The following is a 13,459-nucleotide window of genomic DNA, read 5'->3' on the forward strand; positions in this document are numbered from 1 at the left end:
CGACAACCCGACGCCGAAACCCTGCCGCCCAACCCCGCACACCATGCCTGAACAGCGAAAAGTCATACGCCACAAGCGGATTGCGGATGCCTTCTGACGGCGATTCCGTGGCTGCCGAGCCCGGCGGCGAGGCTGTGGGTCATGCCGATCAGCGCCCCCTTGGACGCCACGTACGCGAGCATGTGCGCGCCCGCGGGACGCCAGAACGTGTTGGACACGATGAAGACCACCCTGCCGAAGCCGTTCGCGCGCATTCCCGGCGCGAACGCCTGGGTGAGCAGCAGTGCCGACTCGACGTTCACCGCCTGGACCTGACGCCACAGGTCGAGTGCGAAATCCTCGAACGGCCCGAAGGCGGCCATGGCGGCCGAGTGGACCAGAACATCGCACCTGCCGTAGCGGTCCAGCACCACCCGCGTGGCCCGGCGCACATCGTCCGGATCACCTGGATCGACCGAGACGTCGCCCGTGCGGTCGAGCACGACCACGGTGTGCTCGGCTGCGAGCCGCGCGGCGATCGCGCCGCCGATCGCCCCGGCGCCGCCGGTCACGACCGCAACCCGACGGCTCCCGACAGTCTCAGTAGATGCGGTGGACACTGCTCAGCGCTCCTCTCACTGCCGAACTCGTCGGCACCCGGGCTGCCCACCTCGGCGACCAGCCGGCACAGGGAAGTCGTCCGACTCGGGACAAGCCAAGCCCGTGCACGCGTCGTCCGACCTGGCTCTCCTCATGAGTTCCGCTCCGACAACAGATGTTCAGCAGCTTCGCCAGCACCTGGCGCTCGACGGATTTGATCGGCAGCCGCCGGTCCCCGCCGCCCGGTCGCTTCCTGTGCGTGTCGCCCTCGGCCGGGTGCGATGGTCGGCCCCGGGCTGCTAGCCCTGCTTGATCGCGGAGATGTCGAATTCCAGGACGACCTTGTCGCCGACCAGGACGCCGCCGCCTTCCAGGGCCGCGTTCCAGGTCACGCCGAACTCCTTGCGGGAGATGGTCACCGATCCTTCCAGGCCGACCCGCAGGTTGCCGTAGGGGTCGACGGCGTTGCCGGTGTACTCGAAGTCGATGGTGACCGGGAGGGTCGTGTCCTTGATCGTGAGGTCGCCGGTGACGCGGTACTCGGAGTCGGCGCGGGGCTCGACCGCGGTGGTGCGGAAGGTGATGTCGGGAAAGTTGGGGGCATCCAGGAAGTCGTTGGTGCGCAGGTGCTGGTCGCGCTGTTCGACGCCGGTGTGGATGCTCTCGGCCTTGATCACCACCTGGGCACTGGAGCGGGCCGGGTCGGTGCCGTCCAGGTGGGCGGTGCCCTCGAACTGGTGGAACGCGCCGCGGACCTTGGTCACCATGGCGTGGCGGGCGACGAATCCGATCCTGGTGTGGGCGGGGTCGAGGACGTAGTCCCCAGTGAGCTCGGAGCCGGTGACGGTCATGGCTGAGATGCCTCCGTAAGACGGGATCCAGGCGACGGTTCGCCCGGATTGTTCCGGACTCACGCTAGGGCGCGACCGCTTCCCGGACCGGCCCGACGCACGGGGCGGCTGCAGAGTGCGCCCCCGTCCAGCGATCTCGGGCCGTCGGCTTGCCACTGCCGACGCGTTCGGCGCCACCGCCAACCCCGGCCGGTGACCCGCGGTAGTGCGTGGGCCCGCCGTCCGGGCGGCGGTGCCGTGTCAGCCGAGCGCACGGTCGAGGTTGAAGGCGGCGCTGATCAGTGAGAGGTGGGTGAAGGCCTGGGGGAAGTTGCCGAGCTGTTCACCGGTCGGGCCGATCTCCTCCGCGAACAGACCGAGGTGGTTGGCGTAGGTGAGCATCTTCTCGAAGGCGAGCCGGGCCTCCTCCAGTCGGCCGGCGCGGGCCAGCGCCTCCACGTACCAGAAGGAGCAGATCGAGAAGGTGCCCTCGGGGCCGTGCAGGCCGTCGGGGCTGGTGGTCGGGTTGTAGCGGTAGACCAGCGAGTCGGAGACCAGGTCGGTGGTGAGGCCGTCCAGGGTGGAGAGCCACTTGGGGTCGGTGGGCGAGACGAACTTGGTCATCGGCATCATCAGCAGCGAGGCGTCCAGCTCGTCGTTGTCCAGGGTCTGGACGAACGCGCCTCGCCGGGCCGACCAGCCGCGCTGCATGATCTGCCGGTAGATCGCGTCACGGGACTGCCGCCAGCGGGGCAGGTCGGCCGGCAGGCCGCGGCGGTTCGCCATCCGTATCGCCCGCTCCAGCGCCACCCAGCACATCAGCCGCGAGTAGACGAAGTCCCTGCGGCCCGCGCGGGTCTCCCAGATTCCCTCGTCGGGCTGGTCCCAGTGCTCGCAGAGCCAGTCCGCGACCGCGCCGACCTCGTCCCAGCGGTCGCTGCTGATCGGCTGACCCCACTTGTCGTACAGGTAGACGGAGTCGATCAGAGCTCCGTAGATATCCAGCTGGAGCTGGCCGGTGGCGGCGTTGCCGACCCGGACCGGCGCGGAGCCGAGGTAGCCCTCCAGGTGCGGCAGCTCGTACTCGGGCAGCTCGCTGCGCCCGTCGATGCCATACATGAGCTGCAGCGGGCCGGTCGCACCGGTGCCGCGCATGATGCCGCGCTCGTCGAGGAACCCTATGAACGCCTCGGCCTCCGAGGTGAACCCCAGCCGCAGCATGGCGTAGACGCAGAAGGCGGCGTCCCGGACCCAGACGTAACGGTAGTCCCAGTTGCGCTCGCCGCCGATCCGCTCCGGCAGGCTGGTAGTCGGTGCGGCGACGATCGCCCCGGTCGGCGCGTAGGTGAGCAGCTTGAGGACCAGGGCGGAGCGGTTCACCATTTCCCGCCACCGCCCCTGGTAGCGCGAGCCGGCCAGCCAGTGACGCCAGAACCGGACGGTCGCCTCGGCCTGCTCCTGTGCCTCGGCGCGCGGACAGGATCGCGGGGCCACGTCGTCGCCGATCTGGTCGAGGGCGAAGACGTGGGACTCGCCCTCGAGGAGCTTGAAGTGCGACCACACGTCCAGGCCGTCGCTCTTCAGGGGTGCGGTGGCGGTCAGGGCGAGCGTCAGGGACGGGGAGCGGAAGACCGCCTCGTTGCCTTCGAGGTGTGTGGTGTGGGCTTCGGCGCCGTAGCCGAAGCGCGGGGCGATGCGCGCCCTGAAGGGGAGGGTTCCGCGGACGCAGAGCACCCGCCGGATCAGCCGGTGCCGCGCTGTCTCGCGCGCCTCGTCGACCACGGGCATGAAGTCCTGGATCTCCGCCACGCCGTCTGCGGCGAAGAACCGCGTGATCAGCACGTTCGTGTCGGGGAAGTAGAACTGCCTGGTGCGGGTCGTGACATCGGCGGCCAACTCGAACGACCCGCCCCGGTCGGCGTCGAGGATGGACCCGAACACACTGGGCGCATCGAAGCGCGGGCAGCAGTACCAGTCGATGGTGCCGTCCGTGCCGACCAGGGCGGTGGTACGAAGATCGCCGATCAGGCCGTGTTCGGAGATCGGTGTGTAGCGGCAGCTGCCCGCCTGTTCGAAACCAGTCGTGTCGAACGCCATGCCGGCCTCCCTGCCGCTGCGGCGCGGGCCTGGAGATGAGCCTTGCTTTTCATGCTAGATCGCCACCCGAGGCGCGGCCCCGGCGGAGCCGCGCGGGCAGGACTCGGCAGCCGACTCGTTTCAGGCGATCCGCCGGCACTTCCCGAGGTGGGTGCGGAGGCTGCCGCCGAGCGGTCGATCGACACCTCCCTGCCGCTCACCTGCAGCCACGCCGAGCCGTGCACCTGGGCGCGCTCACCAGCGGCGCGACCCATCGCGCCGCATCCACGCCAAGGAGCCGCGGCTGGCGCGGTAGGTGGGCGTCAGGGCCAGCGCCGCAGGAGCGGACGGCGGGTCCGGTGCTGCGCCGGTCGAGAACGGGGGGTGCGCGGTGGAGCCGGTCGCGGGCGGTCACCATTCGTCCGGCATCGTGATCGGCGCGAACGAGCCCCTCTCTGTCAGCCTTGAGTGAGGCGTCGGGGGAATTGGCGCCGCCTGCCCGGCGACATCGCCGGCCAGAATTCGGGCGGGCTGGGAAGCGGGCGTCGAGGGAGCGCCATCTTGCGGCGATCCTCGCCGAGGCCTCTCCCTCGTTTGCACGGGGGCGGGGGCCCGCACCCGACCCGGCCCCGACGGCGACACACCCACCCACGGACTGTCAGACAGGCCGAAACCGGGGGCGTTCCGCCGAATCCACCGGAACCTGGTGGCGACGACCGGCCGTCGGCGTTGCGAGACCGCCGCTCGCCGTCGGGACGCCGCTGCTCACCGGCTCGGCGCGCGGCTGCTCACCCGTCGTCCGGCCGGTGGTTGTTGCCGTCCCGGCACCCGATGTCGGTGGCGGCATCGGGTCCGTCGGTCGGTCGAGGGTGACGGCCGGTCTGTGCGGTGCCGCGCCGTCGAGCGCGGGGTCAGGGGTTTGAGGGGTGGGTCTCGGTCCAGTCGACGAGCAGGCGGCGTTCGGCGAAGAGCCAGGCGCTGTCCGGCTGCTTGGCGAACACGTCGAGGTAGCGCAGGGAGGCGATCATCAGCGTTCGCCGACCGTCGGCCTCGTAGAGGTGATGGGCGAGGGTGTAGGACTCTCCGGTGGCCTGGTCGCCGTCGAGGTCGATGGTGCTCTGGCCGTTGAAGTGGGTCGTCGCACGGTAGGTGCGCAGGTTCTCGAAGACCGGGAGGATCTGGGCGTGGCCGCGGAGGTCCTGGGTGGGCTCATCGGAACGTGCGTCCATGAAGACCAGGAATCGTGCGTCCTCGGTGAACAGGGCCAGCTGGCCCTGGGAGTCGCGGCGGTCGGCGCAGTGGGCGTAGGCGTCGAACAGTTCCCGGATGGCGAGGCGGTCGGCCGTTTCTTGAGGGGAGAGCGGGGAGTGGATGGCCACGGGATGATCCTTCGGGTGCGAGAAGAGCGGTGAATGGGGGAGGGGAGAGGCACGCTCGGCGGTGTCTGCTCGCCCACGCGCGGACACCTCACCGGCCGGGTGGCGGGCCGGTGGCAGACTGCCCGGAGCGGAGGCGGTACGTGACGGCGATCCCCCAGGGGAGTCCGAAGAGTGCCACGAGGGCCAGGGCGAGCAGCAGAGGCGGGGGACGGGTCGCACCGATCCCGAGGCAGATGAGCGCCGACACCGTGCAACCGACGGCAAGGGCTCGGTAGAGCCGGCGTTCCGCGCGCCAGGCGGTCAGGCTGCCGGCGACGAGCATCGTCGTGCACAGCACGGTTGCCGCGCCTCCGCACAGAATCCATGCGGTGGCGGCGGTGGTGCGCATGGCGTGGGCGTGTTCGACGAGGCCGACCATGGCTGCGCCCATGGCGGCGACGGCTGCGGTGAGCGGCAGGTGAGTGAGCATCCACTGTGCGGTGGCCGGTGGCGCGGGTCTGGGGGCTCGGTGGCCGGCGAAGTCGAAGTAGGTCCACCAGGCGCCGAAGCCGACCACGACGCAGACCAGGCCGACGGCGAGCGTTCGCGCGTCGACGGGTGAGTGGGCGAGTCCGTCGACGACGCCGGTCACGGTCTCGCCGAGGACGATGATGATGAGGAGCCCGAAGCGCTCGATGAGCGCGGCGGTGACGGCGAGAGCGTGCGCCGCCGCCGGTGGGGCGATGACGGCGGCGGCGAAGCCGGCCAGGTAGGCCGCGTCCAGGAGACCCCAGGACCAGACCCGGGCGCCCGCCGGGAGCAGCGCGCTCGCGGCGAGGACGGCGGCGCACGCCGCGGTGCCGGCGATGAAGAGCGTGCTGGTCCGGCGGTACTCGGGCCGGTCGCCCCGGGATCCCAGCAGCCACAGCACGGCCAGCACGGCGAACAGCACCGCGGCCGCGAGGGCGAAGGCGTCCCCGCGGGTTCCGCCGGCCTCCGGGAGGAAGGCGCCCAGCGGGACCAGTACCAGGATCTGCAGCAGGAACGTCGTGCGGCCTCGGGCGTCCTCGCGGCCGTGCAGTTCGTGATGCAGGCTGCCGTTGATCCATGCGATCCACACCAGCGTGAACACGGTGGCGTACTCGCCGAGGCCACGCCAGGTGAGCTCTTTGGCGAGGCGGTGTGCGGCCTGCGCCACCAACGCGACGACGACCAGGTCGTAGAAGAGCTCCAGTGGACCGACGACCCGCTCGCGTGGCTGCTCTCCATGTGGCCTGGGTGGCTGCCACAGCAGACGCCGGACGCGGTGCAGGAGCCGCGGCGACCGATCGGGGTCGCTGCCGCCGACTGTCTCCGCGTCACCGGCGCGATCAGGCTCACTGCCCACGGTGGCGACTCCCTGGAGGCCGGCCTGCCCGAGGACGGCGAAGGCGCGAGGCGGCGACGTATCCGAGTGCTCCTTCCGGCCTGCGGCCGGCGAACGGATGGGATGCGGTCGCGCACCAGCCAGTATTGAGCATGCAGGTCACGTCCAGGACGTGCGACATGCCGCGGCGGGTCATGGTGGGCAGCGGCACGTGTTTTGCGGGTCGGACGCTTGCCCGAGGCCATCGTCACCGGTCGCTCACGGTTCCGTATCCGCGCCGAGGGCGACCCCGATGCGGGGGTGTCGTCAGTTGCGCAGGGTTTTCATGGCGGTGGCCCAGGACTCGACCTGGTCGAACAGGGTGGTGATGGCTCTGTCGTGGTGCGCGGCGGGCTTGAACAGCGAGAGGTCCTCGAAGTCGGTGAACAGGGAGAATGCCAGCTGCTGGTTGACGTGGGCGAGCTGGACCGCGCTGGCGATCGCGCGCAGGTGCTCGACCGCGCGGGTGCCGCCGGCAGTGCCGTACCCCACGAAGGCTGCGGCCTTGTTGTTCCACTCCTCGTACGCGTAGTCGATGGCGTTCTTCAGGACGCCGGGGACGGAGTGGTTGTACTCGGGGGTGACGAAGACGTATCCGTCGTACTCGGCGACTTTCGCGGCCCATGCCCTGGTGTGCTCGCCCTGGTACTGGCCCATGGAGGGCGGCAGGGGCTCGTCCATGTGCGGCAGCGGGTAGTCGAGGAGGTCGACCAGCTCGTACTCGGCGGCGGTCCGGGCCCCGGCGCGGTCGATGACCCAGTCGGCGACTGCCTTCCCGTTGCGGCCGGGGCGGGTACTGCCGAGGATCACTGCGATCTTGAGGGTGTTCATGGGAACGGTTCCTTGTGTGTCAGTCCTGGGCGGCGCGGACCGCAGGCCGAGTGGCGGGCCCGGACCGAGGGTGCTGGGCCCGTTCGACGGTGAAGGTGACCGGGGCCGGGACGCCGGCGCCCAGTCCGGTGCCGGTCGAGGTGAACCTGATCTCCGGGTGGACGGCGGCGTCCGGCGGAGCAGGTGAGACCGCCTCGCGGTCGTGCCTCCGGCGGAGAAGCGCGCCGGGCCGGCCACCGCCCGGGCCCCGAGGGGAGCATCGGCACATAGGCCCGGCTCCGGTGCGTTGGCGGTCATGACGACCTCTATATCAATTGAACATTCAAGTCAAAGCGTAGACCCGATGGCCCGGCCGCTCAAGTCAGGTCCCGGCCGCTGAACGACTCTTGCGCTCTGCCGGCATGTAGTACCTCGCTCGCGGTCCGAGCGAGCTCACGCCGTCGCTCTCACTTTAAAGTTCAAGTCAAAATGAGTGGGCGGAATTCCTCTGGACCGTCGGTCCGGCGCGGGTCAGCGGACGGGGGAGTCGATGCGTCCGAGGATGCGCTCGGCGTCCTGGCCGAGGCGGCGCAGCCGTTCGCCGGAGAGGTTGTCGATGACCAGGTGGCGAACGTAGGCAACGTGGCTGGGTGCGGCCGACTCCAGCTTGCTCATGCCGGCGGGCAGGAGGATCGCGTTCGTGAAACGCCCGTCGGCCGGGTCCGGCGCACGCTGGACGTAGCCGCGGCCTTCGAGGCGCTTCACAAGGTGGGACAGCCGGGACAGCGATGTGCTGGTGTGCTCGGCGAGGGTGCTCATCCGCAGGGTCCACCCGGGCGACTCGGACAGCATCGCCAGGGCCATGTACTCGACCATGCTCAGTCCGGTGTCCCTCTGCAACTGGGCGTCGATGGCCCAGGGAAGGCGCGTGATCAGCCGAACGACGGACATCCACGACGACAGCTCAGCAGGCGCCAGCCACAAGTCGGCATGTTCGTCCGAAGACGGCGACCCGTCGGAGGTGGTCATCTCGCGAGCGTATCAGCGCCCTGGGGCCGGTCGGCCGGTGCGCGGAGCGGCACTCTCGGCCTGCCCGCAGCCGCTCAGCGCGCGAGCCCGCGCCCGGGAGGCATCCTGGAGTGGGTCCACCGGCCGCTTCGGATCAGCGTGACGGTTAGCCCCGGGGTTCCGCAGTCGCGCCCTTTCGGGGGAGGAGGGCGACTCGGCGAAGAGAGCAGGGCCATGTTGCGCCCTGAACGTGCCTTCACCGCCTCGGACAAGCTCCCGTCAACCCCAGCGGGTCCTCGTCGACCTGATCGCGCTGCCTGTGGAGGGAGGTGCGCGCAGTGGACGTGATGGGCCGCAGCGTCCGCGGCCTGCACGTCAGCACCGGCCAGCGGCCGCTGCCACCGGGCCATTTAAAGCTGTCACTTGGGCGGGCCGGGCTCGTTGGGCACGGGACGGCACGCCGCCCCACCGGGAGCGGGCCGGACGACGATGGATGAGGTCGACGTGGCCGGCTGGCTGCAGGTGGGGTCATCGTGCCCGCCGAGTGAGAATGGTGGCCGGAAAACGATTTCTGACGGTGCGGCAACCTTTCGGCGAGCGGCGGCAACCAGGAGACGAACGCCGACGCGGACGGTACGGACCCGGGGCGTTCGCGCGGTGCACCCGAGGAGGGGACGCCGGGCTCCCTGAATCCGTACCGGTAAGGACAGCCGAGACGTGAGCAAGCGAGCGATACGCCCCAGGCACGCCAGGATCGCGGCCCTGGGCGGTACCGTCGCCCTGGTGGCCGCCGCCGCAGTCGGCGGCCTGTGGGCCAGCGCCGATGCGGCCGGACCCGCCGTGGCACCGGGCGACTACACCCTGGCCAACGCGGCGAGCGGCCTGTGCCTGGACGCTCCCGCGGCCGACGGCGCGGGCGAGGGAACGCGGTTGACCCAGGGGCCGTGCGACCGGAGCGGCGCGCGGAGCTGGCGGCTGACCGCGACGGGCGGCGGATTCCGGCTGGCGGCCGCGTGGGACGGCAGCTGCGCCGGGGTGCGGGACGGGAAGAGCGGCGCGGGTGCGGCCGTCGAGCAGGAGGCGTGCACGGACGCGGCGGCGCAGACCTGGACGGTGAAGGCGGTCGACGGCGGCTACCGCGTCGTCAACGCGGCGAGCGGGAAGTGCCTGGCCGTCAAGGACGGCTCCACCGCGACCGATGCGCCCGTGCAGCAGAACTCCTGCGACTCCGCCCCGGCGAAGCGTTGGTCCTTCACCTCGGTCGGGGCGACGCCGACGGCTTCCGCGAGCGCGTCCGCGGAACCCCGGCCGACGCCGTCCGCCTCGGCCACGAACACGACGGGTGTGATCCCGTCGTGGCCGGCACCGAAGGGTGCGGACGTACCGCTGACTGCCACCCAGAAGGTCGTCACCCTCTTCGACGGCGGGGGCCGGCGCTTCGTCGGCAGGGGGCCGCTCGGCATGGGCGACCAGTCGGAGAACCAGCCCGCGATGTTCGAACTCGCCGACGGCGCCGTCCTGCAGAACGTCATCCTGGGCGACCCGGCCGCCGACGGCGTGCACTGCGCGGGCAGCTGCACGCTGCGCAACGTCTGGTGGGAGAACGTCGGCGAGGACGCCGCCACCTTCAAGGGCACCTCCGCCGACCAGGTGATGACGGTCGACGGCGGCGGCGCGCGCGGCGCCGCGGACAAGGTCTTCCAGCACAACGGGCCCGGCACCTTCGTGATCAAGAACTTCCGGGTCGAGGGCTTCGGCAAGCTCTACCGCTCGTGCGGCAACTGCAAGACCCAGTACCAGCGGCACGTCGTGATCGACAACGTGATCGCCACCGCCCCCGGGAAGAAGATCGTGGGCATCAACGCGAACCTCGGCGACACCGCCACCATCACCCGCCTCACCGTCGCCGGCGACTCCGCCCACCGGATCACGGTCTGCCAGCGCTACACCGGCGTCACCAGCGGCGAGCCCAAGGAGGCCGGCGACGGCCCCGACGGCCGCAGCTGCCGCTACACCGCGGCCGACGTCACCTACCGCCCGTAGAGTCCCGGCCCCGGTCCGGTGCGGTCCGCCGCCGCACCGGGCCGGTCAGAAGGTCAGTGGGTGCGGGCGAAGTCGCCCCAGACGGAGCTGGTGTCGGTGTCGGCGCGGTACGTGTCGTCCTTGGCGTCTCGGCCGCCCGTCGCGTGGTTGTACTGCCCGGCGAAGACGTGCTGGCCGGCGGGGACGGTACGGCCGGGCTTGAGGGTCCAGCGGTAGACCAGGAAGGCGCCCTCCTGTCCGGCCGTCACGTCGAACGCGTCGGCGGGCTGGGTCTGCCACTGGCCGGTGTCCTGGACCCCGGCCGTCAGGGCGATCCGCAACTCGACGGTGAGCGCGGTCAGCGGCTGGGTCGTCTTCAGGGTGAGGTTGCTCTGCGTCCAGTACGTGGTGCTGTGCGGGTCGACGGAGCCGTCCGACCAGAGCGGGCCGTCCTCGGGGTGCCGGTTCCGGCAGACCTCGTCGCCCTCCTCGTCGCACAAGCACGCGCCGCACGCGGCGCACAACTCCCAGCTGTCCTCGCAGCGCCGCGGCGGGTAGGCCATCTCCTCCCCACACCAACCGCACTCACGGATGTCGTGGATATCGCCCTGCTGCTGATTCGTCACGGACGAAACGTAGCCGACAAGATCATCTGTAGTGCTTTAGCCGCCGCTGCGGCCCGCTCACCGGTCTGCTTGCCGTGCCTGCCGTTCGGGGCGGCCGCCCGCTGCGCCCCGCCTGCCTGTCTGCCGCGCTGCCGTTCGGGCCGGGGGCAAGCTGACCGATCAGCAGAACGCGCTCCTGGACGCCCTCCACCGGCACGCCGAGACCGTTACCGGCTGACCTGCCCCGCAAGACCCCGCCGTCCCGTCCCATCTCGGGCCGGGACGGCCGTCCGCACCTGGTTCCCGACGTCCGGAGGTACCATGCGATGACCGACACCACCCGCCCCGACCCCTGCCACCGCACCCGAGCGGCTGGAGCTGGCCGCCTCCCGGAGCTGGCCCGCACCCGCCGACCGGGACCTGGGCCGCCCGGTCCTCGACTCCCCACTGGTGCACGGCGCGGTGTGGCTGCGCTGGACCGGCCACGACGGCATCCGCACCCTCCACCAGGGCGCCGGCCTCGCCCGCGGCTGGACCGAGCGCGACGTCGAGGACCTCGACGGCTGGGTGGCCCTGGTCGACGGGCGGGTCGTCCACCCGGAGCGGCCTGGACGGCGCGCTGCAGCCCGTCGTGCACGCCGCGGCGTGGCAGGCCGGATCGACTCTGCACGCCGCCCTCGCCCAGCACCCCACCCAAGACCGGCACCGACTCCTACCGCCTCGCCAGCACCCGTGCCCGGGCCGAAGCATCCAGCACGGCCAGCTGACGGCCGCGGTTCCCAGCTCGCCTGCTCGCCGCCCGGAAGACGGCGGGCAGGCTCCTCATCGCAAGCTCGTGGAGTGAGCCCAGACTTGCTGGACTGTTCGGTAGTCGATCACACGTATGTCTTCCTGCCGGAGGATGTCACGGGCCTGCGGCGATGTCAGGAACTCGTAGTCCGTCCGGCGCACGAGCCATCCATCGTCGATGGCCCGCGACTTCACATCGCCCAGACCGGCATGGACCGCCCATTCGCTGAGCCCAGGAGGCAGGTTGCGCAGCAGCTGAGCGTATCGGTCCCCCTTGTCGTGGATGGCGAGGGAGAAGCTGTCCACGAAGCCCACCTCGCGGGCACGGGCTGCGCACCGCCTACGCCGGGCAGGGGCTACTCCCCTTTCAGGCGGATCAACATGCCGTGCAGGACCTGGGTGGCCCACCCCGCTTGAGGTTCCCGGCCGTACGGCCGACGGTGGAGAGGCCATGATCCGTCGCCCGCGGCGCCCGAACGGCTCGGGGCAGGTCGTCCGCAGGCATCGGACGACGACGACCCAAGGGGAACCATGCCGTTCATCCAAGCCAGCCATCGTCGTCGTATCCGTGCCGCGGCAGCGGTCACTACGGCGGCGCTTCTGGCAGCAGGCTGCTCCTCCTCCGCGCCTGGCGGTGGTGCGTCGTCCAAGGCGAGCTCACCGTCCGCTGCTATCGCGATGCTGCGGCAGCGCCTCGCCGCCTTGCAGAAGCCGCTTGGACCCGACGAGGCTCAGCGTGCCTTCGAGGGCGTGTCGGCAGCGATGACGGGAATCAGCGAGGACTCCCTCAGCATCGAGCTGGTGAACTGGCAGCTGCAGCAGTTGAGCACCCCGCAGGGCCGGAAGACCTATCTGGCCAACAACGCCGTCCTCAACGGGCACATCCTGCCTGCCGGTGGTTCCTCGGCGCCCGCCGCGCCGACGCTCGGTGCGGCGGCCCCATCCGGCCACGGCCGGGGGGAACAGCCCGCGGCGTACCGCGACACGCCGAACGCTGGCGCAGGCCTGTCCTTCTATTTCGTCAACGGTGTCCTCAACGACGCTGTCTCGGCGGGGGAGGGTAAAGGCCTGCTGGAGAGCTCACTCACTCAGATGCTGGGCTTTCCTGTGAACGTCAATCTGATCTTCAACGCGTCCGGTGCCGACATCGCGTGGTACACCTACAACGCCTGCCAGCATGCACAGGCCGTCACCGCCAACCACCCCGTTCCAGAGACCGAGCAACTGGTGAAGGCCGTCTGCGTGCTCAGCGCTGCCGGTGCGGTCGCGCTGCCACAGAGGATGATTGCCGACGTCGGCAAGCTGTTCATGCAGAAGACACTGGACCCGAACTTCGCGTCCGATCCGGTGAACGCGATGCTGCTGGACTCCGTGCACAAGGATCTCCAGAGCGGGAAGCGCGTTGTGCTGATCTCGCATAGCGAGGGCGGTCTCTATCTGCGCAACGCGCTGTCCAGGATCGGTGCGGGGGCGCCGGTCGGGGCGGTCTTCATCGCCCCGCCGTTCGGCACCGGCCAGGAACTGAACACCAACCCCACACGCTATGTCATGTTCAACTGGGACTGGCTCCTGATGGAGATCGCCAATGTGCCCGGTGGACAGATCTCCCATGTCGACCCCACAGTCGAGGCCGCTGCGCCGCAGGTCGTCTACGACGGTAGCGTCAAGTCGCGCTTCGACATCCACTACCTGGCCAACTACCTGTACTGCGGCTCGGCTTCCGCCAAGCAGATCGGCGACCGTACGCGGGAGGTGGTGGACTACGTCAACTCGGTCCCCGCCTCCCGGGGTGCCGCACGCCCGCCGCTGCCCGGGGAGTCCGGTGTGGCGGCGCCCCACGGTGACGGCCTGCTGCCGCAGCAGACGGAGATCTGTGCGGTGCCTCAGAGGACGTTAAGTCCCTTTACTCACGGTTGGGGATCGCTCGTTCGTGTGATCGTTCGATGAACTGACGTGTTGGCCGGGGGGTAGGTGATG

11 protein-coding genes are annotated in these 13,459 nt (G+C 70.5%); 2 read left to right on the forward strand and 9 right to left on the reverse strand.

What is annotated here, in order from left to right:
* Positions 1 to 62: 62 nt before the first annotated feature.
* From ACZ52R_RS42720 to ACZ52R_RS42750, 7 genes are all read right to left on the reverse strand, one after another.
* Positions 63 to 551, reverse strand: coding sequence for an SDR family NAD(P)-dependent oxidoreductase (locus ACZ52R_RS42720; protein ID WP_465755499.1), 489 nt, complete (start codon positions 549 to 551; stop codon positions 63 to 65).
* Positions 552 to 878: 327 nt separating this feature from the next.
* The gene (locus ACZ52R_RS42725) at positions 879 to 1,430 is read right to left on the reverse strand and encodes a YceI family protein (protein WP_465755500.1); all 552 of its coding nucleotides are present in this window, start codon (positions 1,428 to 1,430) and stop codon (positions 879 to 881) included.
* 240 nt (positions 1,431 to 1,670) lie between these two features.
* Positions 1,671 to 3,506, reverse strand: coding sequence for a glycoside hydrolase family 15 protein (locus ACZ52R_RS42730; protein ID WP_465755501.1), 1,836 nt, complete (start codon positions 3,504 to 3,506; stop codon positions 1,671 to 1,673).
* A gap of 890 nt (positions 3,507 to 4,396) precedes the next feature.
* Positions 4,397 to 4,864, reverse strand: a complete 468-nt coding sequence (locus ACZ52R_RS42735; RefSeq protein WP_465626683.1) for a nuclear transport factor 2 family protein — start codon at positions 4,862 to 4,864, stop codon at positions 4,397 to 4,399.
* An 88-nt stretch (positions 4,865 to 4,952) separates the two neighbouring features.
* Complete coding sequence (locus ACZ52R_RS42740; RefSeq protein WP_465626681.1) at positions 4,953 to 6,230, reverse strand: low temperature requirement protein A; 1,278 nt, start codon at positions 6,228 to 6,230, stop codon at positions 4,953 to 4,955.
* Between the two features lie 285 nt (positions 6,231 to 6,515).
* Positions 6,516 to 7,079 carry an NADPH-dependent FMN reductase gene (locus ACZ52R_RS42745; RefSeq protein ID WP_465626679.1) on the reverse strand — a complete coding sequence of 188 codons (564 nt, stop codon included), beginning with the start codon at positions 7,077 to 7,079 and terminating at the stop codon, positions 6,516 to 6,518.
* A gap of 510 nt (positions 7,080 to 7,589) precedes the next feature.
* Positions 7,590 to 8,087 (reverse strand): MarR family winged helix-turn-helix transcriptional regulator, encoded by a 498-nt coding sequence (locus ACZ52R_RS42750; RefSeq protein WP_465626677.1) that lies wholly within the window; start codon positions 8,085 to 8,087, stop codon positions 7,590 to 7,592.
* A 696-nt stretch (positions 8,088 to 8,783) separates the two neighbouring features.
* Here ACZ52R_RS42750 and ACZ52R_RS42755 point away from each other — a divergent pair.
* On the forward strand, positions 8,784 to 10,109 hold the full coding sequence (locus tag ACZ52R_RS42755; protein WP_465626675.1) for a pectate lyase: 1,326 nt from the start codon (positions 8,784 to 8,786) through the stop codon (positions 10,107 to 10,109).
* A 53-nt stretch (positions 10,110 to 10,162) separates the two neighbouring features.
* Here ACZ52R_RS42755 and ACZ52R_RS42760 read toward each other — a convergent pair whose 3' ends face one another.
* Both ACZ52R_RS42760 and ACZ52R_RS42765 read right to left on the reverse strand, forming a co-directional pair.
* Entirely contained in the window at positions 10,163 to 10,714 is a 552-nt protein-coding gene (locus tag ACZ52R_RS42760) for a hypothetical protein (protein WP_465626673.1), read from the reverse strand.
* An 801-nt stretch (positions 10,715 to 11,515) separates the two neighbouring features.
* Positions 11,516 to 11,788, reverse strand: a complete 273-nt coding sequence (locus ACZ52R_RS42765; RefSeq protein ID WP_465626671.1) for a hypothetical protein — start codon at positions 11,786 to 11,788, stop codon at positions 11,516 to 11,518.
* A gap of 225 nt (positions 11,789 to 12,013) precedes the next feature.
* Here ACZ52R_RS42765 and ACZ52R_RS42770 point away from each other — a divergent pair, with 225 nt between their 5' ends.
* Positions 12,014 to 13,429: a lipase family protein gene (locus tag ACZ52R_RS42770; protein ID WP_465755502.1), complete on the forward strand. Its 1,416-nt coding sequence runs from the start codon at positions 12,014 to 12,016 to the stop codon at positions 13,427 to 13,429.
* Positions 13,430 to 13,459: the final 30 nt, after the last annotated feature.

The sequence above is a fragment of the Kitasatospora sp. NPDC034023 genome (genome assembly GCF_055575795.1).